Source organism: Vibrio sp. 10N.261.55.F4, assembly GCF_041470465.1.
Taxonomy (GTDB): domain Bacteria; phylum Pseudomonadota; class Gammaproteobacteria; order Enterobacterales; family Vibrionaceae; genus Vibrio; species Vibrio crassostreae_C.
Genome location: NZ_JBFRMM010000004.1, coordinates 43452 through 69403 on the forward strand (window position 1 = coordinate 43452; position 25952 = coordinate 69403).

Sequence of the window (25952 nt, forward strand, 5' to 3'; positions counted from 1 at the left end):
CTTAAACGGTCCAATGGAGAAAACATTATGAACCAAGCTACTACTGCAGCAGCGCCTATCTCGAGCACTACTCGTTGGCTACGCTGGGCTAACTTGGCATTCATGCTTTACCTACTATTACTTTCAGTTTCAATGGTTGGTACAGGCTTCAAATGGGCAACAGGCGAGCAAGCAAAGGTTCTTTTCGAATTTGCTTCACACCCAGTTGCAGGCTTAATGATTGGTTTAGTAGCAACAGCGCTTATTCAATCATCAAGTACAGTTACTTCAATTATCGTTGGCCTTGTGGCAGGTGGTTTACCTGTTGAGCTAGCAATTCCTATGATCATGGGTGCTAACATTGGTACTACGGTAACCAATACGCTAGTTAGCCTTGGTCACGTTCGTTGTAAAGAAGAGTTCAAACGTGCATTCGCAAGTGCGACAATCCACGACTTCTTTAACCTATTAGCCGTTGCTATCTTCCTACCACTAGAGATGGCGTTTGGAATTCTAGAGAAAATTTCTCACTGGTTAGTATCACCGATGCTAGCAACAGGTGATATGAGCATGGGTGGTCTTAACTTCATCAAGCCAATCACTAAGCCTGTTGTAAGTGCGATTAAAGAACCACTATCAACGTTTGGCGACACTGTTGGCGGCATCATGCTTATCGCTCTAGGTATCACAACTATCTTCGTAGCTATTACTGTAATGGGTAAGCTGATGAAGAGCCTAATGGTTGGTCGTGCTCGTGAGATTCTAAAGAACGCAATCGGTCGTGGTCCAATCCACGGTATCGCTTCTGGCTCTATCGTGACTATCCTTGTTCAGTCTTCTTCTACGACAACAAGCTTGATGGTTCCACTAGTAGGTTCAGGTGTTCTTAAAGTACGTGACGTTTACCCATTCACTCTGGGTGCAAACATCGGTACATGTATTACGGCTCTACTTGCAGCTACAGCAGTGTCTGGTGAGTTCGCAGTATTTGCACTACAAATTGCTCTAGTACACTTGGTGTTCAACATCATGTCAACGGTATTCATCTTCGGTATCCCGTTCCTACGTGAACTTCCAGTTAAAGCGGCAGACATGATTTCAGACATGGCTGTGAAGAACAAAGCTGTAGTGGCTGGTTACCTTGTTGCGGTATTCCTTGTACTGCCTGGTAGCGTGTTAGCTCTTACCGCTTAATAGCAAAATAAACATCGCTTATAGCAAAGCCCGCTACCTCCTAGGTTGCGGGCTTTTTCTTTTTAAGAGCAGATACGGGATTCGGGTAAACGAGTAACGAAGAGCTAAAATCAAATTCGAGATATGAGTAAGCTTGTGACAAGAGCTGAAACTGATACGATATAAGAGTAAATCGGTAAGGTAAGCATTACTCACCAAAGAAGTCCGTTCTAGCTCTTCGTATCCCGCATCTCGTTTACCCACATCTATATATTTCCGTCATTCCCTACAGCGAGGAACGAGCGTGATAGGGAATCCCACAAACACACCACGAAAGAGACTCCCAACTCCTTCCTTCGTCAGTCTAGGGAATGATGAATCGAAAAAAGATTCGAGATGCGTGTAAGCGAGTATCGAAGAGAAAGAGCCAATGCGCGTTGAGAGTATACGAGTAACATAAAGCATCACACAGCATATGATTTCTCTGCTCTTCGAATCTCGATTACTCGTCACTGTAACTTAGATACAAAAAAGGCTGCACAGAGGCAGCCTTTCAATCAAACAAAGCGAGTGAGATTAAACCGAGAATGGGTACTTAATCGCTTCGTGGCATTCGTAACCTTCAACCCAGAAGTCATCCATCGTTACCCATGTTTCCAAATCTTCTAGAGACTTAATCTGAGGATTGATATGGAATGTTGGGCCAGCTAACGGCTCACGCTTTAACTGGATATCACGCATAGGTGCAAGTTGATCTTCGTAAATATGAGCATTTACTAGCTTATGGTAAGCCACGCCAGCTTTCTTACCCGTGATTTGCGCCATGATAGCTAGGAAGACATACACTTGAACCATGTTGAAGTTCAGGCCTAGGGGTACATCGCAAGAGCGCTGAGTGCTGTTTAGGTACAGAGTATCACCAAGTAGTGAGAAGTGATGGCTGTACATACACGGACGCAAACATCCCATGTGGAACTCACCTGGGTTGTAGAAGTTTAAGATCTCGCCGCGGTCATCAATACCGTTAGTTAGATCATCAACAATCTTCTTCAGTTGGTCGATATGACCGCCGTCAGGTTTTGCCCATGCACGTCCTTGAACGCCATAAACACGGCCCATGTCATCTTCACCCTTGCGGTAAGGGTTATTCAGCCATGCTTCATTCAGGTTGGAATTCGCATCCCAAGTTTTAGTCCCTAGCTTACGAAAATCTTCAGCATTGTCGTAACCACGGATATAGCCAAGCAGCTCAGCAACTGCGGCTTTCCAAAAACTCTTACGCGTTGTTACCAGTGGGAATTGGTTATTACCAACATCATATTCAAGGTCAGCATTGATCACGGTTAGGCAACGCTTGCCCGTGCGTTCATTTTCAATCCAAGTACCGTCATCAACGATACGCTGACAGAGATCTAAATACTGTTTCACACCAATTCCTTACTTCGTTTGTTGTGGTAATTCGTCTTTGTAGTGACCACGCTTGTATGCCCACACCATCATCAGCACACCGATGATAACCATTGGCAGTGACAAAATTTGTCCCATAGAGATAAACCCACCGAACAAACCTAGGTGAGCATCAGGTTCACGTACGTATTCTACTAAGAAGCGGAATGTACCATATCCAGCTAGGAATAACCCTGATACAGAACCAAGAGGACGCGGCTTTTTGATAAACCAGTTCAAGATGAAGAACAGCACGATACCTTCAAGCGCCATCTCGTAAAGTTGAGATGGGTGACGAGGAAGTGGACCACCGTTAGGGAACACAATCGCCCATGGCACATCAGTCACACGGCCCCAAAGCTCGCTGTTCATGAAGTTACCTAGACGGCCCATACCTAAACCAAATGGGACGAGTGGTGCAATCATGTCTGCCACGCCAAAGAAGGTGCGACCATTCTTTTTCGCATACCAGAACATTGCGGTGATAACACCCAGCAAGCCACCGTGGAAAGACATACCGCCAGTCCATACCTTAAATAGGTACAGTGGGTCTGCTAGGAAAAGGTCAAAGTTGTAGAAAAGTACGTAGCCAATACGACCACCCAACACCACACCTAGAAAGCCAGCAAACAGTAAGTCTGATACTTGCTCTCGAGTCCAACCACTACCCGGTTGATCAGCTCGGCGATTTGCTAACCAAAGAGCAAACATAAAACCGACAAGGTACATTAGGCCGTACCAACGAACTGAGATTGGTCCTAGTTCAATAAGAACAGGATCGATATTTGGGAATTCGATAAAACCCTGAGACATACTTGGCTCTCTATCTAAATTGATTAACGGTTAGCTCAATGACTAACAGAAAAGACACTACAGCAGCATTGTGGCTGCTATAAACATTAAAAATACCGCAAAGAATTTCTTCAGCACAGGGGTTGGCAATTGAGTGGCCAGTTTCGCACCCACTCGAGTGGTCAAAACTGAGGTACAAGATATCGCGATCAAAGCCGGTAGATAAACATAACCCAAGCTATACGCAGGAAGATCATCGACAGAAGATCCATGCCAAATGAAACCTAGCATTCCCGAAATCGCGATAACACAACCGCATACCGAAGATGAGCCGACGGCTTTACGCATTTCCACACCGTGATGGTTAAGGAAAGGTACCGATAAAGACCCACCGCCAATGCCCGCTAAGCTTGATACCAAACCAATCCCGCCGCCACACAACACGGTTTTAGCTGAACCCGGCATCGATTTTTGGCTCTTGGAGCGAATCGACAATAGCATTTGCAACGCCAACACCAAAACAATCACACCAAAGACTTTTGGTAAGTATTGAGCTGGAATTACATCGGCCACGAAAGAGCCGAGGAAGCCACCTATCACCACACCTGGCATCAACCATTTAACGACAAACATCTCTACGTTACCCAACTTTAGATGGTTAATCGCAGACGATCCCGACGTAACGATGATGGTTGATAGCGAAGTAGCCAATGCCATTTGCATCGCAAACTCTTGGGGGATACCCGCTTTAGGAAGCAAAAACAGTAAGGCAGGAACAACCAGCAAACCACCACCAATGCCTAGCAAGCCTGCTAAAACACCAACAATAGCACCAAGGCCCGCTAACAAGCCTATCAGTTCATATGACACGTTAAATCCTATTTTTTACCTGCTCGAATGAAGCCTGTAAATTCACGCTCTTCGAAATAGTTCAGCATCATACTATAGATGTCACTACCATACGGTTTTGAAAGTGCCTTATTTGCCAAATCCTGTAATTCAGCCAAGTTCGATTGACGAATCAAATATTTGGTTCTTGCGACATTCGAGGTATTCATACTTAACGTCTCATACCCCAATCCAATCAATAGCAGCGCGCCCATCGGGTCACCGGCTAACTCGCCACAAATACAAACAGGTAATTGATATTGCTTACAAGTATCATGAATTTGTTTTAATACCATGATCACCGCAGGGTGCATTGATTCATAGACATCGGATACTCGTGAATTGTTCCGATCAACCGCTAATAAATATTGGGTTAAGTCGTTGGTACCGACTGAAACAAAGTCGACCTTATGCGCAATCAGCGGCAGTATGTACAGCATGGATGGCACTTCAATCATGATACCAACGCGAGGCATACGCACTCGGTTATCAAGCTCATGCACTTCATCATACGCTTGTTCAATCAACTGTAGCGCGTCATCCAACTCCTGTGCACCAGAGATCATCGGCAGCAAAATACTCAAGTTATGGCTTTCACAGCTCGCACGTAGCATGGCACGTAACTGAATAATAAAGATGTCAGGATGATCGAGCGTAAACCGAATACCACGCCAACCAAGGAATGGATTGTCCTCTTCGATAGGAAAATACGGTAAGGCCTTATCACCACCGATATCGAGTGTACGCATCACCACTTGTTTCTCTGGGTAGCTTGCCAGTACAGAACGATACTGCTTGAATTGTTCATCCTCTGACGGGAATCTTTGCTGCAACAAGAAAGAAATTTCAGTTCGATACAGCCCTACGCCATCAACGCCTTGGTTGATAGCGATGTTAGTGTCTGCACTTAAACCCGCATTAAGCAGAATCTCGACTTGCTTGTTGTCTTGCGTTTTTGCCGGTAGGTACAGCTCGCGATTGACCATAGAGGAGAGCTCACTCTCTTCTAGAATCAGCCCTTGATATTCTTTGAGCAGGTTTTGAGTCGGCTCAATAAAGATCTCGCCACTATACCCGTCAACAATCGCTTGCTTACCATTAGCTTGAGCAAGATTTAGGTTAACCCCCATAACAGAAGGAATACCCAAAGCTCGAGATAAAATCGCGGCATGTGAGTTCGCCGCCCCTTCCAAAGAAATAACCGCTAAAAGTTTTTCTTTGGGAATAGAGGCCAATACCGAAGCCGTTAGCTCTCGAACCACCAAAATAATTGGCTTATCTAGCGTGCGAAGTTCATGTTCAGAATTGTGAAGAAAATAGAGCAATCTTTGACCAAGCTCTCGGATGTCTTGTGCCCTCTCACGAAGGTACACGTCTGACATACGAGCAAAGCGATTCGAGTAACTCTCAACAACCTGCCTTAATGCCCAATCGGCTTTATCGCCTTTCTGGATTTGGCTTTTTAGATCCTTACGCAGCATAGGATCGTTGAGTAAGTGAGTAAACAGGTCAAAGATCGCCAACGCATCTTTATTGATTTCGCTATCTAAGCGCTTTCGCATGCGCTTAAAGTCATTGAGGGCGTTTTCAACCGCTACCGCCAACAACTCATGCTCTCTCTCTATATTGAGCGTCGAAGCAGGATAAACATCGGTGAGTTCAGGCTGAGTGTTGTCCCACCATAAGTCACCAATCGCCACGCCCGATGAAGCTGCAATACCTTTAGTAGCCGGTAGCTTCTGTTGCTCTAACAGCCAATGGCCTTGAGTTTGGGCGTGCGCCACAATAACGGCAAGTTGTGCAGAGAGCGTGACAAGGAAGGATTCTTCCATCTCACTAAATAAACGTGGGGTCTTCTGTTGAATGACCAATACACCGAGCACTTGCTTGCGGTGGATAATCGGAGTACCGAGAAAAGAGTGATAGACGTTTTCTCCAAGCTCTGGAAAAAACTTATAAGCAGGGTGAGCAGACGCTTGTGCAAGGTTGATAGGTTCAGCACTTCTTTTAACAAGGCCAACCAGACCTTCGTCAAAACCAATGTGAATGCTATTGCCTTTGAAGATCAGGCCTTGAGTTGCCATCAACTCAAGGCGCTGCATATCATTATTTGCCAAATACACGGTGCAACATTCCGTCTGCATCGCACTGCATGTCTCTTTAACCAAAATATCAAGAGCCGTCGACACATCTTCAACTCTTGATACGTGTTCAACTATTTCCCTTAGTTGACTGAGCATGCTTAACCTCTACGCAATTTGCGCTTTCCTTTTATTTTTCGCTCTTTAAACGGCATTGCTAAAGATGCGAACTCTTTCATCGCTCGACGGTAAACATCTCGCTTGAAAGAAACAACTTGTCGAACTGGGTACCAGTAACTCACCCAACGCCAACCATCAAACTCAGGTGTACTTCCACGCTGCATATTGATATGCGATTCATCGCAATCTAAGCGCAAAAGGAACCACTTCTGTTTTTGTCCAATACAGACAGGTTTAGAATCCCACCGAACCAGTCGTTTGGGTAGCTTGTAGCGTAACCAATGACGACTTGTCGCGACGATCTTTACATCCTTTTTAGTAAGGCCAACCTCTTCATACAACTCGCGGTACATTGCCTGTTCCGGAGTCTCACCTTCATCTATTCCCCCTTGAGGGAATTGCCATGAATGTTGCCCGTATCGTTTAGCCCAGAAGACCTGACCATGGTTGTTACAGATTACAATACCAACATTTAATCGGTAACCATCGCCATCTATCACTGGCCAACCTCTATCTAAATTTTTAATTACTCTGATTTTTCCACATATCCCCAATCGGAGCAAACTTAGTGACGTGATAAGCGCTATATTTATGAATAATAACTAGGAATATGGATAAGTTTTGCTCAAATTCTAGTTACCCACACAATAGTGAGACATAGACCACATTTATTCACCTTTTCTGTGAATAACTATGTGAAGAATTACCCGCAATCGTTTTTTTTAATCCATAGATTCATCAACACCAAAAACAACAAATCAGTCAAAATAATTTTATTATTATATAAATCAGTAAATTAAAATAACATTCTAGTTTTAAAAAACATTAGAAATGTAAAAGATCTTTCAGAAACCTGACATGGTTAAAGATCAACCACTCCGATGTTTATCCACACTACTAAGTGAAAGATTCATTTTGAACCCCATTTGGCAAGCATTTTATCCACCATAAACCCCTGTTTATTTATCCACTAAATTAATATTTCAATTAATTACCTTTATGTCCTGTGGATAACCCTGAGTTTGATCCCTTTTCTCGCAAGGAGATCATTTCTTAACCAGTCGTCATTTGGTGATAACTTCTGATAAAATCATTTTTTTGATCATGCCTTTTATTATGAAACCAGAACCACAAACACAACAAGAGCTGTTAGAGCGCGCGTATGCCATCGCCGGAATGACCTTTAAAGAGCTCGCTGACGAAGCTGAGATGGTGATGCCAAACGACCTTAAGCGTGATAAAGGCTGGGTTGGGCAGCTATTGGAATGGCACTTGGGTGCACCTGCAGGCAGTAAGCCAGAACAAGATTTTGCCAAGCTCGGTATCGAGCTAAAAAGCATTCCGATTAGCTACTCTGGCAAGCCACTCGAAACCACCTTTGTGTGTGTTGCTCCTTTGATGGGTGTGCAAGGCATAACTTGGGAAACCAGCCACGTTCGAAACAAGCTGTCTAAGGTGTTGTGGATCCCTGTCGAGGGAGAAAGAGAGATCCCGCTAGCAGAGAGGCATGTAGGATCCCCTTTGCTATGGACACCAAGCGAGGCTGAAAACGAGCTTCTAAAAAGGGATTGGGAAGAACTGATGGAATTGATCGTGTTAGGCAATGTTGAACAAATAACAGCAAGGCACGGTGAAGCGCTGCATCTACGACCAAAAGCCGCCAACAGCCGAGTGTTAACGGAAGCCTACGGTGCAAGTGGAAAGCCCATCAAGACTAAACCGCGTGGTTTTTACCTAAGAACTCAATTCACCCACAAATTGCTGACGACACACTACGCATAGGTCGCTTAACGCACTTCAAAGATAGGATGATCAGTGTGTTATCAACCGTCGGTAGTAAGAAACGAGTTCTAATGAGGTTTGAGCGCCAGTTCAATATCACAGTAGCTTTGGCTTGGCTCATTACCAAACTCATCATAGGCGTTGTGTAAGCGAAGATACGCCTTTTCAAAGCCGAGCCGGAGTAACTCTTCTTTCACTTGATCCAAGGATCCAAAGTGAAGCGGCTCACCGTCTTGCTTTACCGGTTCTAGCTTGTGTTTATATTCCACTGCTAATAGATATTCCGAGATATCGGAACAGCCAATAACGTATACCTTTGGTGTTTGATACGAGTCTTTGTGCTCTCCATGTAACCACATGTCTAATTGATGCTTTTGCATAGCCAGCCTCCCTTGCTCTATAAAGCGTAGTAGAACTCTTTTTCTTTACTAGATAACGACTTAAAAAAGCACACATAACGGCTTAAAAAAGCAAAAAAGAGAAGCAAGTGCTTCTCTTTTTTGGCCAGTTCTAGTTCAAAAGCTTGCACTTCCGACGCCACAACTATCGCTGATATTTATCTTAAGGGGTGAAAGGCGCTATCACCCCACAAGATTACGTCGGTATTCGCGCGCTTAAGACTCGACGAAGGTGACGAACTCGACGTTCAATCGTAACGACTTCAGGTTCAGAAAAACCAATTGGTCGACCATCGGCTTCAAGGCCAATATCTCTCAATAAATGAGTATTGTTCCATGGTAGATCGTATGAACTACGACGAACTTTTCGTTGCCATTCACGTTCTTCACGACGAAGGTCTGCACGGATAAGGACTGTTGCTAGTTTTAAGTATACTGAGTGACGCATAATAACTCTCCAGTTGTAAAATAAACTGAGGAAAAATAGCGTGTTAAATAGTATGAGGGCTTCTCACTTAGCTGCTATTTTTCCGCAGCCAAATAAGGATACGGATCTATTAGTTAGGTTTATCTTGGGTGTTTCGATCGGCTATGGCTGATGTGAGTGACATATCAGTCACCATGTCAGTACACGGATCAAACGACGCGCAAATATGCTGTATAAAATCGAAATGTTTCATTTGCGCCTCCAAGCTAACTAAAAAATCCAAAAAAAATGGGGAAGTAAAAGCAGACAAGTCTTTGTTAAATCGTTGCTTTAACGGTTAAAGTCTAACCAAGTGAGTATATTATTCAACCGCTAATTGATTAACATTTTTAAAACAATGCATTCGCCTGAAATATTAGTTGCATATTCATTTACATATAACATATTCACTATGATTATATAAAATCACAGCATATCTCTCTTAGGGTCTAACTAGAAAACAACGGACTACCCTTCAGAAACAAAAAAGCCACGTAGATACGTGGCCTTTAATTTACGGTGACTGAATAAAGTCATGTAGAGAAGAGTCTAAACAACACCTTCAGAGATTAGGCTGTGTTTATTCAGCAAGCGGTACATCGTCGCTCGTGATACACCGAGCTCCTTAGCCGCCAATGAAACCTGACCACCGTAAGATTCCAATACAATCAGTAACGCATCGCGCTCTGAGCGCTCTCGAATACTCTTCAAGCTTCGGCGTTCATCATTCTGTTTTGGTAAATCCAGTTGGTGATCCTCAATGATCACAGCATCAGACATCAACACAACACGCTTAATCTGATTCATCAGCTCACGCACATTTCCAGGCCAATGGTATCGATTCATCGAACGGATAGCATCGTCTGAGAAGCTCTTCGCTTGAGCATTAAACTCTTTCGAGTACTCACGCAGAAAATGATTCGCCAGTACTGAAATATCGCTCACACGTTCTTTTAAGCTTGGAACATGAATACGCAGAACATTGATATAGTGATAAAGCTCTTCATTGAAGTCGCCCTCGATCAACGCCTTCTCGATATCAGAGGAGTTCGCGGCCAGAATACGCACATCGACAGATTTAGGTCCATTCGCAGTTTCAATCTTACCTTCTTGTAGAAAGCGCAACAGGTTCAGTTGTTGATTGCGTGGCATCGCTAAAACATCATTAAGCAAGATGGTTCCGCCATCGGCTTCTTCCAACATACAAGGCGCAGTCGCTGACTGTGCTGATATGCCAAACACCTCGGCCTCTATTCTCATTTCAGACAAGGCACGACAGTTAACCGTTAAAAATGGTTTCTGTGCTCGCGACGAATTTTGATGAATCGAGCGTGCAATCGTCTCTTTACCAGCCCCACTCTCGCCATAAATCAAGATACTGACATCAGTCGGCCCAATACGCTTTACTTGGTCTCTCAAGCGCTTCACGGCCACAGAATCGCCTAGCAGTCCCATGTTGTTATTGATGCCGTAGTTTGGCCATACCTTCTGCTCAAGCTTAAGCATACCCAGTTGGTGACCAATGGTACTCAGCAATTGAGCATCTGGGATTGGTGCCGTGAAAAAGTCGATACAGAAGTTGACGATAAACTGGCAGATCGTATCAGAGCTTAATTGAGATTCACGGATAAAGGCGAGCCATCTCACCTGCTTGTTATTGCTCACAAGGTTAGCAATACCGTTGAGACTGAACTCATCATGACTAAGATCGACAATACCAATACATGGGCCAATATCAGCAATCAAGGCATCGGCTTTTCGTAAATCTGCACACTGGGTACACTGCCAACCCACTTGTTCTAACACTGATAACCAGGGTTCGTACGCACCACCAACGACGATAAGAGAACCTGGTAAGGAATCCATCTTAAATTGAGTTCCCATCCTTCTTCCTTATTCTATTTTTATTTAAATCAGACTAATACGAGTCACTGCTTCATCGTTCGACAAAATGCCGCGAGAGCGTATTCAGCGCAGAGACGTATAGTAGTGAGACTATCTTAGATTTTATGTCTCAATAGTAAGACTATGTCAGAAATAACGATTTTTCGAATCAAGAGTGCGGTACAGACTAGGTTTTGAAGCCCCAAAACAGAAAAAGCCACCCGAAGGTGGCTTTTTAATTACATAGGCTGTTACGCCCTATAAGCGAGAATTACGCCTGTGGACGCATTGCCGGGAACAAGATCACGTCACGGATTGTGTGCGTGTTTGTAAATAGCATTGCTAGACGGTCGATACCGATACCTTGACCCGCTGTTGGCGGTAGGCCGTGCTCTAGTGCAGTAATGTAGTCTGCATCGTAGTACATCGCTTCGTCATCACCCGCGTCTTTCGCGTTAACTTGCGCTTTGAAACGCTCGTCTTGGTCTTGTGCATCGTTAAGCTCAGAGAAACCATTCGCAACTTCACGGCCACCGATGAAGAACTCAAAACGGTCTGTGAAGAACGGGTTGTCATCGCTACGACGAGCTAGAGGAGAGATGTCCGCTGGGTAGCCAGTGATGAACGTTGGTTGAATTAGCTGAGGCTCAGCCGTTTCACCAAAGATCTCTTCTAGAAGCTGACCACATGTCCAGAACGTTTCTACGTCTACGTGTACAGATTTTGCGATAGCAACCATCTTTTCACGGTCTTGTAGGTCTGCTTCTGTTAGCGCTTGAATCTCAGCGTGCTCAGGGTTGTAGTGTTTGATTGCATCGAACATGCTCATGCGAGCGTAAGTGCCACCGAACTCAACCGTTTCGTCACCGTAAGGCATAGAAGTAGAACCAAGAACGTCCATTGCTGCCGTGCTTAGCATCTCTTCTGTCAGATCCATAAGGTCTTTGTAGTCAGAGTACGCTTGGTAGAATTCCATCATTGTGAATTCTGGGTTGTGACGTGGAGATAGACCTTCGTTACGGAAGTTACGGTTGATCTCGAATACACGGTCAAAACCACCCACCACTAGACGCTTAAGGTAAAGCTCTGGTGCAACACGTAGGTACATGTCGATGTCTAGTGCATTGTGATGAGTGATGAACGGACGTGCAGTTGCGCCACCCGGGATCACGTGCATCATTGGCGTTTCAACTTCTAGGTAGCCTTTCGCGCTCATGAAGTTACGGATTGAAGATACAAGCTTAGAACGCACGATGAATGCATTACGAGAATCTTCGTTCACGATTAGGTCAACGTAACGCTGACGGTAACGCATCTCTTGGTCAGTTAGACCGTGGAACTTCTCTGGTAGAGGACGAAGTGCTTTAGTCAGCAATTCAAACTCTTCCATGTTCACGTAAAGGTCGCCTTTACCTGATTTGTGAAGCGCACCTTTAACACCGATGATGTCACCGATATCTAGGCCTTGGTACTTCTCTTTCAGTACTTTTTGAACGTCTTTCGCTGCGTATGCTTGGATACGACCAGAAGTTTCTTGAATCGCAAGGAATGGACCACGCTTCGCCATAACACGACCAGCGATCGCAACGATGTGGTTAAGCTCTTCTAGCTCTTCCTTAGTCTTCTCACCGAATTCCGCTTGAAGATCGCCAGCTAGGTGCTCACGACGGAAGTCATTTGGGTGACCGTTAGCTTTGCAGTTTTGGCGGATGTGATCCAGCTTGCTGCGGCGCTCAGCGATTAGTTTGTTCTCTTCAGGTGAAGAAGCTTCTTGTGCGTTTTCGTTTTGAACAGCATCAGTCATTAGAGATGTACCCTGCTTTTAAAATTTGGACCGCTATATTTTTGTAAATATAGGCATTTTTACCAATATTATTGGTAAAGCTTAATAGTTGATAAAGCTTACAGACCTGATTTCAGGCTAGCTTCAATAAACTTGTCTAAGTCACCGTCAAGAACCGCTTGAGTATTACGGTTTTCGATGCCGGTGCGTAAATCTTTGATACGAGAATCATCCAGCACGTAAGAGCGGATTTGACTGCCCCAACCGATGTCTGATTTCGTCTCTTCGCTCGCTTGTTTTTCAGCATTTTGTTTTTGAATCTCAAGTTCAAAAAGCTTAGCACGTAGCTGCTTCATCGCTTGATCTTTGTTCTTATGCTGCGAACGGTCATTCTGACACTGAACCACAGTGTTAGTCGGAACGTGAGTAATACGTACCGCTGATTCCGTGGTGTTTACGTGCTGACCACCAGCGCCAGAGGCACGGTATACGTCAATACGTAGGTCAGAAGGATTAATGTCGATCGTAATGTTGTCATCAATCTCAGGATAGATAAACGCAGATGCAAATGAAGTATGACGACGACCACTTGAATCAAATGGTGACTTACGAACTAGACGGTGAACACCAGTCTCTGTGCGTAACCAACCGTAAGCATACTCACCAGAAATACGTACCGTTGCGCCTTTAAGGCCAGCAACATCACCATCCGACACTTCGATAACTTCAGTCTTGAAGCCTTTCGAATCTGCCCAACGTAAGTACATGCGCAACATCATTGAAGTCCAGTCTTGAGCTTCTGTACCGCCCGAACCTGACTGTAAATCGATGTAGCAATCTGATGCATCGTGATCACCAGAGAACATACGACGGAATTCCAGCTTCTCTAGCTTAGCTTCAAGCTCGGCCAGTTCTGGTTCAATTTCATCGAACGTTTCTTGATCTTCTTCTTCAACCGCAAGCTCTAATAGGCCATCAACATCCTCAACACCTTGGTCAAGTTGGTCGATCGTTTCTACTACCGCTTCCAATGCAGAACGTTCTTTACCTAGCGCTTGAGCACGCTCAGGTTCGTTCCATACATCCGGTTGTTCTAATTCTGCGTTTACTTCTTCTAGACGCTCTTTCTTAGCGTCATAGTCAAAGATACCCCCTCAGGATATTTGTGCGCTCAGACACATCCTGCAGACGGTTTTTTATAGGATTGATTTCAAACATTTTAGCTCATCATTTATGAGTAGAATTTAACCGAAGAATTGTACTCAAAAGTGTGACGGAGATACAGAATTTTTTAGAGTGGTGAACCAAGATTCAACAACTTAATGGGATATAAAATTGACAGGCATAAAAAACACGTAAATTTTGTAAGGGCAGGAAGGAAAACAAGCCCTGTTTTTGAACAGAGCTTGTTGAATTTGGCACTATATGATGAGCATTATTGAGCCCAAAATCACTATTTGGCTTCGATATGATCAATCATCAGCTGCAACGATTGGTTGCCGCGAAATTCGTTGATATCGAGCTTAAATGCAAGATGAACGGTTTTTACTGATGCATCAGGCCAGCGACGTAGGTCGACGTTAAAGGCAATACCGTCAATCATCACATTGGTTGGGTGGCCTTTGTAGAGCGGCTCAAGCATCAGCTTAAGGTGCTTTTCACCCACCAGCTTTTGGTGCAGCACTTTAAACTCACCATCGAAGATTGGCTCAGGGAAAGCTTGTCCCCACGGGCCACCTGAACGCAGCGTTTCAGCGGTGTGCATCGAGAACTCTTCTGGTAACAGCTCACCATCAGACAAGATAATGCCCTTCAGTGCTGTTTCTCCAAGTTCATTCTTCACCACATCATTGAACAGCTTGCTGAAGCGTTCAAAGTCCTTTTCCATGATGGTTAAACCGGCCGCCATTGCGTGGCCACCAAATTTAAGAATCAAGCCAGGGTTTTGAGTATCAATTCGGTCCAATGCATCACGCATGTGCAGACCCGGAATTGAACGACATGAACCTTTGATACTGCCTTCGCCGCCATCTGCAAACGCAATCACTGGGCGGTGGTATTTGTCTTTGATACGCGAAGCCAAAATACCAATCACACCTTGGTGCCAATCACGTTGGAACAGGGCTAAGCCAGAAGGTAGGTCGTCTTTACCAAATTCAAGGCGCTCACAAAAAGCCATCGCTTCTTGCTTCATACCCTCTTCGATCTCTTTACGTGTTTGGTTCAAGCCATCTAACTCACTCGCCATTCGACGAGCCGCATGGATGTTGTTACTCATTAGCAGCTCAACACCAAAAGACATGTCGTCTAATCGACCAGCTGCATTGATACGAGGACCAAGAGCAAAGCCAAAGTCAGACGCCACCAAACGCTTAGCGTCTCGCTTAGCAATTTCGATCAAGGCTTGAATGCCCGGACGAGCTTTACCCGCACGAATACGTTGCAAACCTTGATGAACTAAAATTCGGTTGTTTTCATCGAGTGGAACCACGTCGGCAACCGTACCCAGCGCCACAAGGTCAATCAGTTCCATCAACTTAGGTTCTGTCATGCCGCGCTCTGCAAACCAACCCAATTTACGCATGTGAACACACAATGCCATCATCAGGTAAAAAGCGACACCAACCCCCGCTAGGGCTTTCGAAGGAAAAGCACAACTTTCAAGGTTTGGGTTAACCATAGCATCGACCATTGGCAGTTCATTGCCCGGCAAGTGATGATCGGTAACCAGAACCTCTAGCCCTTTCTCTTTAGCAAAGCGAACACCTTCAATTGAAGATACACCGTTGTCGACCGTCATGATCACTTCAGCACCAAGCTCGATTGCCTGTTCAACAACCTCAGGGCTCAAGCCATAACCATCTTCAAAACGGTTTGGTACCAGATAGTCGACGTTAGAGCTGCCGAGCATACGTAACGCTAAAACAGACAGCGCCGAGCTGGTCGCGCCATCGGCATCAAAGTCACCAACAATGATGATGCGTTTTTGCTGCTGAATAGCTTTGAACAACAGCTCAACCGCAGCATCAATGCCGCCCAGTTTTTGATAAGAGTGCAAGCCTTTCGCTGCTGTCTCTAGTTGGTCGGCACTGTCGATTCCACGACTCACATAAATGCGCTTTAACAAGTCAGGTAAGTGAGCAGGTAAGACTGAAATGTCGACCTCAGGACGGCGTTGGATCTCTATCATATAAAAATGGGCCCGATATCAATCAGGCCACTCCTTAAATCAAAAACATGGGGGATAAATTGGCAATACAGAAAACGAGATTATTGCTCTAAACGTTGAAGAAGTTGTGCTGGCGGCAAGTAACCACTCACCAACTCACCACTTGCTAGTACGATAGCCGGTGTACCATTGATGCCAAGCTCACGACCCAATTGGTATTGTTTAGCAATGATCTGCTTCTGCTCTGCTAGGTCTTTACCAGACGCTGGCATTTGACGATTTACTTTAGCGTCATGCATCGCTGTTTTTGGATCATCTGACGCCCAGATTGCTGCCATTTGATCGGCAACTTGCCCTGTCGCACCTTGGCGTGGGTAAGCCATGTAACGAACGGTGATACCCAAATCGTTGTAGCCTTGCATTTGGCTGTGCAGACGAACACAGTAGCCGCACGTAATGTCAGTAAATACCGTCACAACATACTTTTCGTTATCGGCTTTGTATTCAATAACCGTATCCGACATCGCTGCCACTTTTTCAGCATTCAGCGGAGCTTGACGCTCAGCCAAAACATCACTGAACTTTCCGTTTTCATCCAAAGAGTAAAGAGTGCCGGCTAGAAAGTGATCGCCCTCTGGAGAAGAAAAGATAATGCCGCTGTTGGTTTGAACTTCTAAAAGACCATCGATATCCGAAGGCACAATCTTATCGACCTTAATACCGATTTTTTCAAAACGCTTAGTTAACGCAGCTGTATCAATAGCTTGAGCTGGAGCAGCTTCTACGGCTGTTGATGTTGTTTCTACTTTCGCTTCTGATGCATTACATGCAGTAATCATAAGAGGAAGCGCTAGTAGAGGAAGACGGCGTAATACGCTCATTAAGTTCACCTTAAAAATAAATGGATTTAAGCACGTGGGTGATGCTGCGCGTGAATTTGCTTCAGCCTTTCAGTCGCCACGTGAGTATAAATTTGGGTTGTCGATAAGTCACTATGCCCAAGTAACATCTGTACGACCCTGAGATCTGCGCCATAGTTCAGTAAATGCGTCGCAAAAGCGTGTCTCAATACGTGTGGTGACAACAGCTCTGTATCGATCCCAGCGACGACCGAGTAGTGCTTAATACGATACCAGAACGTCTGACGGGTCATTTGCTTGGCGCGTTTACTCGGAAAAACCACATCAGAACTGTTTTCGCCAAGTAGATGTGGACGACCTTGTTCAATAAAAGTCTCTATCCAATCCACCGCATTTTCGCCCATTGGTACTAAGCGCTCTTTGCCACCCTTACCAATAACACGCACCACGCCCTGTCTTAGGCTGATGTTTTCCATCGTCAAGCTAACCAGTTCTGTCACACGCAAACCGGTTGCATAGAGTAACTCAAGCATCGCCTTATCGCGAAGCTCAATCGGATCGTTCGGATCTGGCGCATCGAGCAAAGCATCAACCTGCTCTTCGCTCAAATCTTTCGGCAAGCGTTGCGGCAGCTTCGGGCTGATCAACAAGGCACTTGGATCATCGCCTCTGATTTTCTCGCGGTGCAAATATTGGAACAAGCGACGAATCGCCGACAACATACGGGCACGAGAGGTCTGCTTAAAATCGGCGTCGGCTAACCAGCCTTGATAATCCTGTAAACCTGAAAGGCTAATGAAGTCGAGGCGGTAATTGTTCTTTTCCATCCACGCTAATAACTTGGACAAATCGGTACGGTACGAGACAAGCGTATTCTCCGATAATCCTCGCTCCATCCACATAGCATCTAAAAACTGCTCAACGAGACCGTGGTCTGCGCTCTGCCCTTGAGGCGACTGCATAGTGTTACTCACAATATTGGAAACTGTTTTGAGAGTATGCCAGAGCAAATATGAATGCCATAAAAATTACGACTTGAGCGGATAATCGCTGCAATCGAAGTCGATTTATGGTTAGAATTCGCCATCTGAAATTAAAATCGAACGTTTGCTATGAAAATTGGATTATTTTACGGCTCAACCACCTGCTACACAGAAATGGCAGCAGAGAAAATTCGCGGCATTATTGGTGAAGACCTAGTTGATATCCATAACGTGAAAGAAAGCCCTCTTTCATTGATGGCGGACTACGACCTTTTATTGCTGGGCATCTCGACTTGGGACTTCGGTGAAATCCAAGAAGATTGGAATGAACTGTGGGAAGACATCGCAACCACGCCTATGAAAGGCAAGGTTGTGGCTCTGTTTGGTTTGGGTGACCAAGAAGGCTACGGCGAATGGTTCCTAGATGCGATGGGTCTATTGCATGATGAACTGAAAACCGCGGGTGCAGAGTTTGTTGGCTTCTGGCCAAACGATGACAGCTACGAGTTCGAAGCGTCTAAAGCGTTAACCGAAGACAAATCTCAATTCGTTGGTTTGGCGCTTGATGAAGATTCACAATACGAGCTAAGCGACGACCGTATCGCAAGCTGGGTTGAGCAAGTACTGGTTGAGTACAGCGAAAAGCTATAACCAAACAGAAGTACTCCCGGCTAAGTAGCTAACCAAGTAACTAGCTGGATATAAAAAGACCACAGAATACAAAAAGGCCTCATTACTGCGAAGTAATGAGGCCTTTTCTATTTCATCTCGAAGGACAATCTAATCTCAACGGAAGATTAAACAGTCTCTTCAGCCATCTCTTGTTCTGTTGACTTGCCAACAAAGAACATACAGATGATTGCAGCCGTTGTTGGAAGCAACCAACCCATACCGATCTCAAACAGTGGCAGCATCTTAAGTGCAGACACGTCTACACCCGCTACTTTAGCGCCATCAATAAGAGCAAACAGCAGTGACACTAATACCACTACGCGGTAAGCCGCTTTTGGATTAGGGAAACGGCTACGTAAGAATGTCAGAGCAACCAACGCGATAGCGACTGGGTACAGTGCAAACAGTACTGGAACAGACAGAGAAATCAGTTGAGAAAGACCAACGTTCGCAACGGTTGCACAAGCTACACCATTGATGATTACCCAAGTCTTGTAAGACAGAGGCGTTAGCGAGCTGAAGTAATCAGAACATGCTGACACAAGGCCAATCGCCGTAGTTAGACATGCTAATAGTACGATCACAGAAAGCACTAGCTGACCAGAAGGACCAAACAACGATTGAACGTATAGGCTTAAAATAGCACCGCCATTGTCTGCACCAGCTGCGACTGTTGCACTTGTTGCGCCTAGGAAAAATAGAGAGATGTAAACAAACGCCAGACCCGCTGCGGCAATACAACCCGCGCTAATTAGGTACTTAGTCGTCGCTGCACGGTCAGTAATGCCCTTGCTACGAATCGCATCAACAATCAGCATACCAAACATCAAAGAAGCAAAAGTATCCATGGTGTTGTAGCCTTCAAGGAAACCTTTGGTTAGTGGTTGAGTGATGTACTCACCGTGAGCCGCAAGAATATCGCCTTGAGGGTTAACGAATACAGCAATCGCCAGCACAACCAAACCAACGAACAGTGCAGGTGTTAGCACCTTACCAATGACGTCAATAAGCTTACCTTGCGACCATGAGAAGAACATCGCTACTGCAAAAAATGCAATCGAAAAGAGAGTTAGGTGAGCTTGAGAGGCATCGATGAAGAACGGTTTCACCGCCATCTCATAGGCAACAAGGCCAGTACGCGGTGCAGCAAATGCAGGACCGATAATGATAAAGATCAGTACAGCCATGATGGTTGCTGCTTTCTTAGGAAGATCTTTAGTTAAGTGACCCCAAGAGCCACCAGCCACTGCGACCGCGACGATAGTGATTAACGGCAGACCAACGGCAGTCAGCAGAAAACCAGACATCGCTGGAAGGAAGTGATCACCAGCTAATTGGCCAGCTAGAGGTGGGAAGATGATGTTACCCGCACCCAAGAAAAACGCAAAAAGCATAAAGCCCAATGCCATTATATCTGTTAGTTTTAGACTCTGTTTCACAGATAATCCTTAATTATATTTATGAATTTATGTTGTGCTTACATGAATGTTACAGCTCAAAGCTGCCAATCAATCTATAAAATAGTCGCGCATAATGACGAAACAACTGGCTAGCTGCAAGCCACCACACAAAAACACCATATAAATTTGCATTTGAGAACAAAAAGCAGTGGATTCCACTAGATATGGAAATATTGCCATAATTATAAACTAACCATAATTAACAACAATGAATTCTCAAATAGAACATTGAGCCATACAATTAATTAACATTAGAGCTAATCACTTAAAATATATCGATATCCAGAACATTCATGAAAGACAAAAAAACCGAAACCAAAAGCTTCAATTTCAAAAAATTCTCTATTTACGGAGGACAAAGTGGCATGCCCGTCAGTACCGATGGCGTATTACTTGGCGCGTGGGTAAGCCTGCCACAAAGATCATGTGTACTCGATATTGGAACAGGGACAGGTCTGCTGGCTTTGATGGCTGCGCAGCGTTTTGAAGATGCTTCAATCTCTGCGATAGATATTGATCAACACGCCATTAATGCTGCCACAGTCAATATTGAGCAGTCGCCTTGGCAAGATCGCATCTCCCTTCATCACGGCAGCGTGTTGACAGCCGACTTTCCACAAAGGTTTGATGCGATCATCTGTAACCCGCCCTACTTCAACTCTGGAGAACAGGCGCAGCAAAGCCAAAGAGCCACCGCTAGGCACACCGACAGCTTGGATCATTTAGCGCTTGCCCAGCGTTGTTTCGAGATAACAACCGACGCCGCGACTGCCAGTTTCATCCTACCGACGCCTGAGGGGGAAGGTTTTATCAAGCTTGCCGAGCAATGTGGTTGGTATCTAGCAAAACGCCTTGATGTAAAAACAACAAATAAAAAGCCAGCTAGCCGAATTTTATTCGAGTTATCTAAAGATCCTGCTTGCGAGCAAGATTTGCAGCGCGAATCGCTTACAATTCACCATCAAGGTGGTTATAGCGAAGCATTTATTGCGCTCACTAAAGATTTTTATCTCAAGATGTAGCAAATACCATGTGATCCTAATCACTAATGCTTCTATAATGTCCGACTACTCTTTTTTATCGTCTGCTTTTTGAGGCAGAAACATTTATTGCTTGTGGAGAAACAACAGTGATCAGAACCTTTGCAGAACTCGATCTAAACCAAGAGCTGCTTAAAGCAATTGACGAAATGGGCTACGAACGTCCAACACAGATACAAGCTGAAGCAATCCCACAAGCGTTAGATGGAAGAGACGTTTTGGCTTCTGCGCCAACAGGTACTGGTAAAACAGCATCATTTGTATTGCCAGCACTGCAATACCTACTGGATTTCCCACGTAAGAAATCTGGCCCTGCACGTATACTTATCCTGACGCCAACGCGTGAGCTAGCAATGCAGATCACCGAACAAGCACGTGAGCTTGCTAAATACACCAGCCTAAATATCTTCACGATCACGGGCGGTGTGATGTACCAAGAGCACGCAGATATCTTAAGTACCACTCAAGATATCGTAGTAGCAACACCTGGCCGTTTGATGGAATACATTGAAGGCGAGCGTTTTGACTGTCGTGCGATTGAATGGCTGGTTCTAGATGAAGCCGACCGCATGCTAGACATGGGCTTTGGTCCTGTTGTTGACCGTCTGTCTGCAGAGTGTCGCTGGCGTAAACAAACTTTACTGTTCTCAGCAACGCTAGAAGGTAAAGGCATTGAAGGCTTCACTGAAGATCTACTGAAAAACCCAGCGGAGATCGATGCGAAATCATCACTTCGTGAGCGTAAGAAGATCACTCAGTGGTACCACCGTGCAGACACAGCAGAGCACAAGCTGAACATCCTAAAGCACGTCATCACAGTGCAAGCTGAGCGCAGCATCGTATTCTTGAAGACGCGTGATCGTCTAGGTGATCTACGAGCTCAACTTGAAAGCGCGCAAATTCCATGTGCGTGGATCCAAGGTGAAATGCCTCAAGATCGTCGTAACAACGCGATTGCTCGTTTCCGTGACGGCTCTGTAAACGTACTACTAGCGACTGACGTTGCTGCTCGTGGTATCGACCTTCCAGACGTAAGCCACGTAATCAACTACGACATGCCACGTACTGCTGACGTATACCTACACCGTATTGGCCGTACTGCTCGTGCTGGTAAAAAAGGTAACGCGGTTTCTATCATTGAAGCGCACGATCAACTAATGATTGAGCGTGTGGCTCGTTACACAGACGAACCAATCAAAGAACGCTTTATTGAAGGCATGCGCCCTACGCATAAGAAAGCGGCCGTGACTAAGAAGAAGAAGCCGAAGAAAGAAGATAAGAAAGCGGTAGAGAAACAAAAAATCGCGAAGAAGAAAAAAATCGCGAAGAAAAAGAAAGCAGCAAAGAAGAAGTAATCTACCAGCTTCAACGATTCAATAAAAAAGCCCCATGCAGTTCGCTGCATGGGGCTTTTCTCTATCTGGTCTGTTATCAGGCTAAAACCGAGAGCTACTCGTTAGCCAAGGACTACTAGTTTTGCTCTTCGCGCTTAAAGACAAGCTCTTTCGCGTTCGACTCTTCTTCAACGAAGTAATAGCCCGCCGTATCAAACTGGGTCAGCGCCTCAACCGAGTCGATCTTGTTCTCGATGATGTAGCGAGCCATCATGCCACGCGCTTTCTTCGCGTAGAAACTGATCACCTTGTACTGACCGTTCTTGCAGTCTTTGAATACAGGGGTAATCACTTGGCCATCCAAGTTCTTCGGCTTCACGGCTTTAAAGTATTCGTTAGACGCCAAGTTGATCAACACATTGTCGCCTTGAGCATTCAACGCTTCATTCAGCTTGTCTGTGATTATGTTGCCCCAGAACTGGTACAAGTTAGTACCACGAGCATTGGCTAAGCGTGTACCCATCTCTAGGCGGTATGGCTGCATCAAATCTAATGGCTTAAGCAAGCCATATAACCCAGAAAGCATGCGCAGGTGGTCTTGTGCGTAGTCAAAATCTTCATCCGATAGCGTTTCAGCGTCTAGGCCAGTGTATACATCGCCTTTAAAGGCTAGGATTGCTTGGCGTGCGTTGTCTTGGGTAAAGGTCTCGCTCCACTGCTCAAAGCGCGCTACGTTCAACCCTGCGATTTTATCGCTGACTTTCATCAGTGCAGAAATATCTACTGGCGTCAGTTTGCGGCACTCTTCAATCAGCTCAGCAGAGTGTTCAACAAACTCAGGCTGACTAAAGCGTTCCGTCGCTAATGGTGATTCGTAATCAAGTGTTTTGGCTGGAGAAACGACAACTAACATAACTTTACCCTAATCGGTTATCTAACTGGATGCTGCTAGAGTATAGAAAAAACATCAACTTGTCTTTATGACTCTTCCTATTACTTCGATAGGGAGAATGAGCTTCGATAGACAGAATGAGACAAATGACAGGCAAACAAAAAGGCTAAGGTCGAAACCTTAGCCTTTCTAATCACTTTAGGATGAGCCGTTTATCGCTCCAACAAGATTACTTCTTGTTGTTGTCCCAAATACCGTCTTCCAGCTGAGACTTAAGCTCTGGGAAGTCATTCGAATCGAATGTTGGTACTTTACCCGCGTCTAGTTGGCGGTTGTAGTCTTTCGCTAGCTTAATCACGATACCTGATAGCAGGATAATCGCCACCAAGTTAACAATCGCCATTAGGCCCATCGATACGTCAGCCAGTGCCCATACCGTTGGTAACGTCGCTAGAGAACCGAACATAACCATACCCAGAACAACGATACGGAACAGCACTAGGCCCTTCTTGTTGTTGTGCTCAAGGAAGATAAGGTTCGTTTCAGCGTACGAGTAGTTTGCAATGATTGAAGTGAAAGCGAAGAAGAAAATCGCTACCGCTACAAAAATGCCGCCCCATTCGCCCACTTGTGCTGTTAGTGCACGTTGCGTTAGTTCGATACCCGTTACTTCACCGTGTGGTACATACTCACCAGACATCAGGATGATTGCGACTGTTGCTGAACAGATAACAATGGTATCCATGAACACGCCTAGCATTTGCACGTAACCTTGTGATGCTGGGTGCGGTGGGTAAGGCGTAGCAGAAGCTGCTGCGTTTGGCGCAGAACCCATACCCGCTTCGTTCGAGAACAAACCACGTTTGATGCCGTTAATCATCGCTTGTGCGATTGCGTAACCTAGGCCACCCGCTGCTGCTTCTTGCAGACCGAATGCACTCTTGAAGATAAGAGCCAGTACTTCAGGCACTTTCTCGATGTTCGCGAACATCACGTACATAGCGATCGCTAGGTAAGCCAATGCCATGATTGGAACGATGATTTCTGCTGTGCGTGCAATCTTACGGATACCACCGAAGATAACGAACGCAGAGATGATTACGATACCAACACCAACGTAGCTACGCTCAAGGTCGAATGCCGTATTCATTGCGCTTGCAATCGCGTTCGCTTGAACCGCGTTGAATACAAGACCAAATGCAATGATGAGGAAGATAGAGAATAGAACCCCCATCCAACGCATGCCTAGGCCTTTCTCCATGTAGTATGCAGGGCCGCCGCGGTAGTTACCGTCGTTATCACGCGTTTTGTATAGCTGTGCCAGTGTGCTTTCTGCAAACGATGTTGCCATACCTAGCATTGCGATTAGCCACATCCAGAAGATAGCACCAGGGCCACCAGCGGTTAGTGCTACAGCAACACCTGCCATGTTACCCGTACCTACACGAGCAGCGAGACTAGTACAAAGAGCTTGGAAAGAAGAGATACCAGCACTGTCTGCTTTACGGCTGTTTCTAAGAACAGAGAACATGTGGCCGAAATGGCGGAATTGAATGAAGCCTAGTCGTACAGTGAAGTAGATACCCACACCAACCAGTAAGTAAACTAAGATAGATCCCCAAAGGAGATCGTTCATCAAATTGATTAAGTCTGTCACGTGAACCTCGTAATTGAGTTTAAGCACCGATCATGCTTCCTAGCCTTCCTCTTAATCGCCTATGCCTCTGTCAATGTTGTGTCGGCACTCTTGTTATATTCTTGCGGCGATTGAGACTGTAAATGTCGCTTCATGCATCCATTTTACGTATCAGTGTATTTTTTGACGGGCGGATAATGCAGCGAGACGGCCTAAAAATCAATATGCAAATACACTTATATTAAAATGACATTTCACTAATAACACACCTTTTGTTAACACAACTTTCAACAATGCAGCCCAATAAAAGTCACATTATCGGGACATAATATCAACAACAGCCACGGCACTACCCCAACAAGAACACCATCCTATAAAAATGACGTCAGCCTAGGTTTTACAAGGTATAGTGAAGATCTTCGTTTTTTTCTAGGCCAATGAGATCCCTATACCGCACGGTACCATGTGCACTTCAATGCATTGTAGTCAAAACGCTATTCCATTCGCACAATGAATTAACATTCAATAACCCCCAATTTAATCGTTTACTTAGGTTTGTTTGCCTATTTTTTATACATAATAATTATCACAATGTGTGAGCATGCATAAGAAAATAGAACAAAAGCTTCATGGATTTGAAACAAATGAGAAACAAATCAAAGTTATTGTGAACCTAAATATGATATTTATTGGTTCGTAAGAACTAGTCCCACGGAAGGAGATATGGCTTATGGATAGCTTTCAATTCGATGAAGTATCAGAACTAGAAATGCCTCGTGTAACTCAAAAATCACGCTCGAAACCACTCAAGCGTAAGTGGCGTGAAATCGAAGCCATCAACGATCGTAGGCAGCTTGAGAAAGAGCTGAGAGAGATGAACCTAGGTCTTGATTTTAGCCTTGACGATATAAAACTTTAATCAGCACGATAAGAAATCAGATAGCAAAAGGCACCTATATAGGTGCCTTTTTTATTTTTTGAGGTAGTTAATCCGCTCAAAGCGCCATTTGGAAACCAACCCTCTAATATAGAGGACACCTAAAATAGGTGCACC

Annotated in this window: 22 protein-coding genes; 6 read left to right on the top strand and 16 right to left on the bottom strand. The window is 45.0% G+C overall.

The features are described 5' to 3' along the window. The first annotated feature begins 27 nt into the window (after window positions 1-27). Window positions 28-1173 carry a Na/Pi symporter gene (locus AB4249_RS03855; RefSeq protein ID WP_372102340.1) on the top strand — a complete coding sequence of 382 codons (1146 nt, stop codon included), beginning with the start codon at window positions 28-30 and terminating at the stop codon, window positions 1171-1173. A 555-nt stretch (window positions 1174-1728) separates the two neighbouring features. Here AB4249_RS03855 and AB4249_RS03860 read toward each other — a convergent pair. From AB4249_RS03860 to rppH, 5 genes are read right to left on the bottom strand one after another with little or no spacing between them, the layout of a single operon-like run. Continuing rightward, on the bottom strand, window positions 1729-2580 hold the full coding sequence (locus tag AB4249_RS03860; RefSeq protein ID WP_017059339.1) for a thymidylate synthase: 852 nt from the start codon (window positions 2578-2580) through the stop codon (window positions 1729-1731). Between the two features lie 9 nt (window positions 2581-2589). Then, window positions 2590-3411: a prolipoprotein diacylglyceryl transferase gene (gene lgt, locus AB4249_RS03865; RefSeq protein ID WP_017059338.1), complete on the bottom strand. Its 822-nt coding sequence runs from the start codon at window positions 3409-3411 to the stop codon at window positions 2590-2592. Between the two features lie 57 nt (window positions 3412-3468). Then, complete coding sequence (locus tag AB4249_RS03870; RefSeq protein ID WP_017059337.1) at window positions 3469-4260, bottom strand: sulfite exporter TauE/SafE family protein; 792 nt, start codon at window positions 4258-4260, stop codon at window positions 3469-3471. A gap of 8 nt (window positions 4261-4268) precedes the next feature. Continuing rightward, complete coding sequence (ptsP, locus tag AB4249_RS03875; RefSeq protein WP_372102342.1) at window positions 4269-6518, bottom strand: phosphoenolpyruvate--protein phosphotransferase; 2250 nt, start codon at window positions 6516-6518, stop codon at window positions 4269-4271. Between the two features lie 2 nt (window positions 6519-6520). Continuing rightward, window positions 6521-7039 carry an RNA pyrophosphohydrolase gene (gene rppH, locus AB4249_RS03880; RefSeq protein WP_017059335.1) on the bottom strand — a complete coding sequence of 173 codons (519 nt, stop codon included), beginning with the start codon at window positions 7037-7039 and terminating at the stop codon, window positions 6521-6523. A 616-nt stretch (window positions 7040-7655) separates the two neighbouring features. Between rppH and mutH the strand changes: the two genes are divergently transcribed. Further along, window positions 7656-8321 carry a DNA mismatch repair endonuclease MutH gene (gene mutH / locus AB4249_RS03885; protein WP_102332791.1) on the top strand — a complete coding sequence of 222 codons (666 nt, stop codon included), beginning with the start codon at window positions 7656-7658 and terminating at the stop codon, window positions 8319-8321. A gap of 68 nt (window positions 8322-8389) precedes the next feature. Here mutH and AB4249_RS03890 read toward each other — a convergent pair whose 3' ends face one another. From AB4249_RS03890 to xerD, 8 genes are all read right to left on the bottom strand, one after another. Continuing rightward, complete coding sequence (locus tag AB4249_RS03890; RefSeq protein ID WP_004735016.1) at window positions 8390-8701, bottom strand: DUF6482 family protein; 312 nt, start codon at window positions 8699-8701, stop codon at window positions 8390-8392. A gap of 214 nt (window positions 8702-8915) precedes the next feature. After that, window positions 8916-9167, bottom strand: coding sequence for a hypothetical protein (locus AB4249_RS03895; RefSeq protein ID WP_004735015.1), 252 nt, complete (start codon window positions 9165-9167; stop codon window positions 8916-8918). 567 nt (window positions 9168-9734) lie between these two features. Next, window positions 9735-11069: a cyclic-di-GMP-binding transcriptional regulator VpsR gene (gene vpsR, locus AB4249_RS03900; RefSeq protein ID WP_017062873.1), complete on the bottom strand. Its 1335-nt coding sequence runs from the start codon at window positions 11067-11069 to the stop codon at window positions 9735-9737. A 271-nt stretch (window positions 11070-11340) separates the two neighbouring features. Next, window positions 11341-12873 carry a lysine--tRNA ligase gene (lysS, locus tag AB4249_RS03905; protein ID WP_017059330.1) on the bottom strand — a complete coding sequence of 511 codons (1533 nt, stop codon included), beginning with the start codon at window positions 12871-12873 and terminating at the stop codon, window positions 11341-11343. Window positions 12874-12971: 98 nt separating this feature from the next. Beyond that, window positions 12972-14070 (bottom strand): peptide chain release factor 2 gene (gene prfB, locus AB4249_RS03910; protein WP_100208942.1). Its coding sequence is split into 2 segments (ribosomal slippage): window positions 12972-13994 and window positions 13996-14070, totalling 1098 coding nucleotides; the frame shifts between segments, so codons are not numbered across the junction. A gap of 235 nt (window positions 14071-14305) precedes the next feature. Beyond that, entirely contained in the window at window positions 14306-16042 is a 1737-nt protein-coding gene (gene recJ / locus AB4249_RS03915) for a single-stranded-DNA-specific exonuclease RecJ (RefSeq protein WP_017059329.1), read from the bottom strand. A gap of 80 nt (window positions 16043-16122) precedes the next feature. Next, complete coding sequence (locus tag AB4249_RS03920; RefSeq protein WP_017062874.1) at window positions 16123-16902, bottom strand: thioredoxin fold domain-containing protein; 780 nt, start codon at window positions 16900-16902, stop codon at window positions 16123-16125. Window positions 16903-16928: 26 nt separating this feature from the next. After that, on the bottom strand, window positions 16929-17843 hold the full coding sequence (gene xerD / locus AB4249_RS03925) for a site-specific tyrosine recombinase XerD (RefSeq protein ID WP_017059327.1): 915 nt from the start codon (window positions 17841-17843) through the stop codon (window positions 16929-16931). Between the two features lie 150 nt (window positions 17844-17993). On the opposite strand from xerD, the gene fldB reads away from it, so the two are divergent. Next, window positions 17994-18515 carry a flavodoxin FldB gene (fldB, locus tag AB4249_RS03930; protein WP_017062875.1) on the top strand — a complete coding sequence of 174 codons (522 nt, stop codon included), beginning with the start codon at window positions 17994-17996 and terminating at the stop codon, window positions 18513-18515. A 146-nt stretch (window positions 18516-18661) separates the two neighbouring features. Here the strand turns inward: fldB and brnQ are convergent, their stop codons facing one another. After that, window positions 18662-19975 carry a branched-chain amino acid transport system II carrier protein gene (gene brnQ / locus AB4249_RS03935; protein ID WP_017059325.1) on the bottom strand — a complete coding sequence of 438 codons (1314 nt, stop codon included), beginning with the start codon at window positions 19973-19975 and terminating at the stop codon, window positions 18662-18664. 314 nt (window positions 19976-20289) lie between these two features. Between brnQ and AB4249_RS03940 the strand changes: the two genes are divergently transcribed. Beyond that, window positions 20290-21018: a tRNA1(Val) (adenine(37)-N6)-methyltransferase gene (locus AB4249_RS03940; protein ID WP_372102344.1), complete on the top strand. Its 729-nt coding sequence runs from the start codon at window positions 20290-20292 to the stop codon at window positions 21016-21018. A 107-nt stretch (window positions 21019-21125) separates the two neighbouring features. Then, window positions 21126-22391 (top strand): ATP-dependent RNA helicase SrmB, encoded by a 1266-nt coding sequence (gene srmB, locus AB4249_RS03945; RefSeq protein ID WP_372102346.1) that lies wholly within the window; start codon window positions 21126-21128, stop codon window positions 22389-22391. A 115-nt stretch (window positions 22392-22506) separates the two neighbouring features. On the opposite strand, the gene yaaA is transcribed toward srmB, so the two are convergent. Then, entirely contained in the window at window positions 22507-23283 is a 777-nt protein-coding gene (gene yaaA / locus AB4249_RS03950) for a peroxide stress protein YaaA (RefSeq protein WP_017059322.1), read from the bottom strand. Window positions 23284-23491: 208 nt separating this feature from the next. Continuing rightward, window positions 23492-24919 (bottom strand): sodium:alanine symporter family protein, encoded by a 1428-nt coding sequence (locus AB4249_RS03955; protein WP_032545312.1) that lies wholly within the window; start codon window positions 24917-24919, stop codon window positions 23492-23494. A 709-nt stretch (window positions 24920-25628) separates the two neighbouring features. Between AB4249_RS03955 and AB4249_RS03960 the strand changes: the two genes are divergently transcribed. Continuing rightward, window positions 25629-25817 (top strand): DUF3545 family protein, encoded by a 189-nt coding sequence (locus AB4249_RS03960; protein WP_017059319.1) that lies wholly within the window; start codon window positions 25629-25631, stop codon window positions 25815-25817. Window positions 25818-25952: the final 135 nt, after the last annotated feature.

What these genes read in the sequence shown, in the direction of transcription:
- recJ (WP_017059329.1), bottom strand. Translation starts at nt 16,042, where the DNA reads ATGATAGAGATCCAACGCCGTCCTGAGGTCGACATTTCAGTCTTACCT.
- lysS (WP_017059330.1), bottom strand. Translation starts at nt 12,873, where the DNA reads ATGACTGATGCTGTTCAAAACGAAAACGCACAAGAAGCTTCTTCACCT.
- AB4249_RS03890 (WP_004735016.1), bottom strand. Translation starts at nt 8,701, where the DNA reads ATGCAAAAGCATCAATTAGACATGTGGTTACATGGAGAGCACAAAGAC.
- AB4249_RS03920 (WP_017062874.1), bottom strand. Translation starts at nt 16,902, where the DNA reads ATGAGCGTATTACGCCGTCTTCCTCTACTAGCGCTTCCTCTTATGATT.
- AB4249_RS03940 (WP_372102344.1), top strand. Translation starts at nt 20,290, where the DNA reads ATGAAAGACAAAAAAACCGAAACCAAAAGCTTCAATTTCAAAAAATTC.
- xerD (WP_017059327.1), bottom strand. Translation starts at nt 17,843, where the DNA reads ATGCAGTCGCCTCAAGGGCAGAGCGCAGACCACGGTCTCGTTGAGCAG.
- AB4249_RS03895 (WP_004735015.1), bottom strand. Translation starts at nt 9,167, where the DNA reads ATGCGTCACTCAGTATACTTAAAACTAGCAACAGTCCTTATCCGTGCA.
- vpsR (WP_017062873.1), bottom strand. Translation starts at nt 11,069, where the DNA reads ATGGGAACTCAATTTAAGATGGATTCCTTACCAGGTTCTCTTATCGTC.
- mutH (WP_102332791.1), top strand. Translation starts at nt 7,656, where the DNA reads ATGAAACCAGAACCACAAACACAACAAGAGCTGTTAGAGCGCGCGTAT.
- ptsP (WP_372102342.1), bottom strand. Translation starts at nt 6,518, where the DNA reads ATGCTCAGTCAACTAAGGGAAATAGTTGAACACGTATCAAGAGTTGAA.
- lgt (WP_017059338.1), bottom strand. Translation starts at nt 3,411, where the DNA reads ATGTCTCAGGGTTTTATCGAATTCCCAAATATCGATCCTGTTCTTATT.
- AB4249_RS03960 (WP_017059319.1), top strand. Translation starts at nt 25,629, where the DNA reads ATGGATAGCTTTCAATTCGATGAAGTATCAGAACTAGAAATGCCTCGT.
- fldB (WP_017062875.1), top strand. Translation starts at nt 17,994, where the DNA reads ATGAAAATTGGATTATTTTACGGCTCAACCACCTGCTACACAGAAATG.
- yaaA (WP_017059322.1), bottom strand. Translation starts at nt 23,283, where the DNA reads ATGTTAGTTGTCGTTTCTCCAGCCAAAACACTTGATTACGAATCACCA.
- AB4249_RS03855 (WP_372102340.1), top strand. Translation starts at nt 28, where the DNA reads ATGAACCAAGCTACTACTGCAGCAGCGCCTATCTCGAGCACTACTCGT.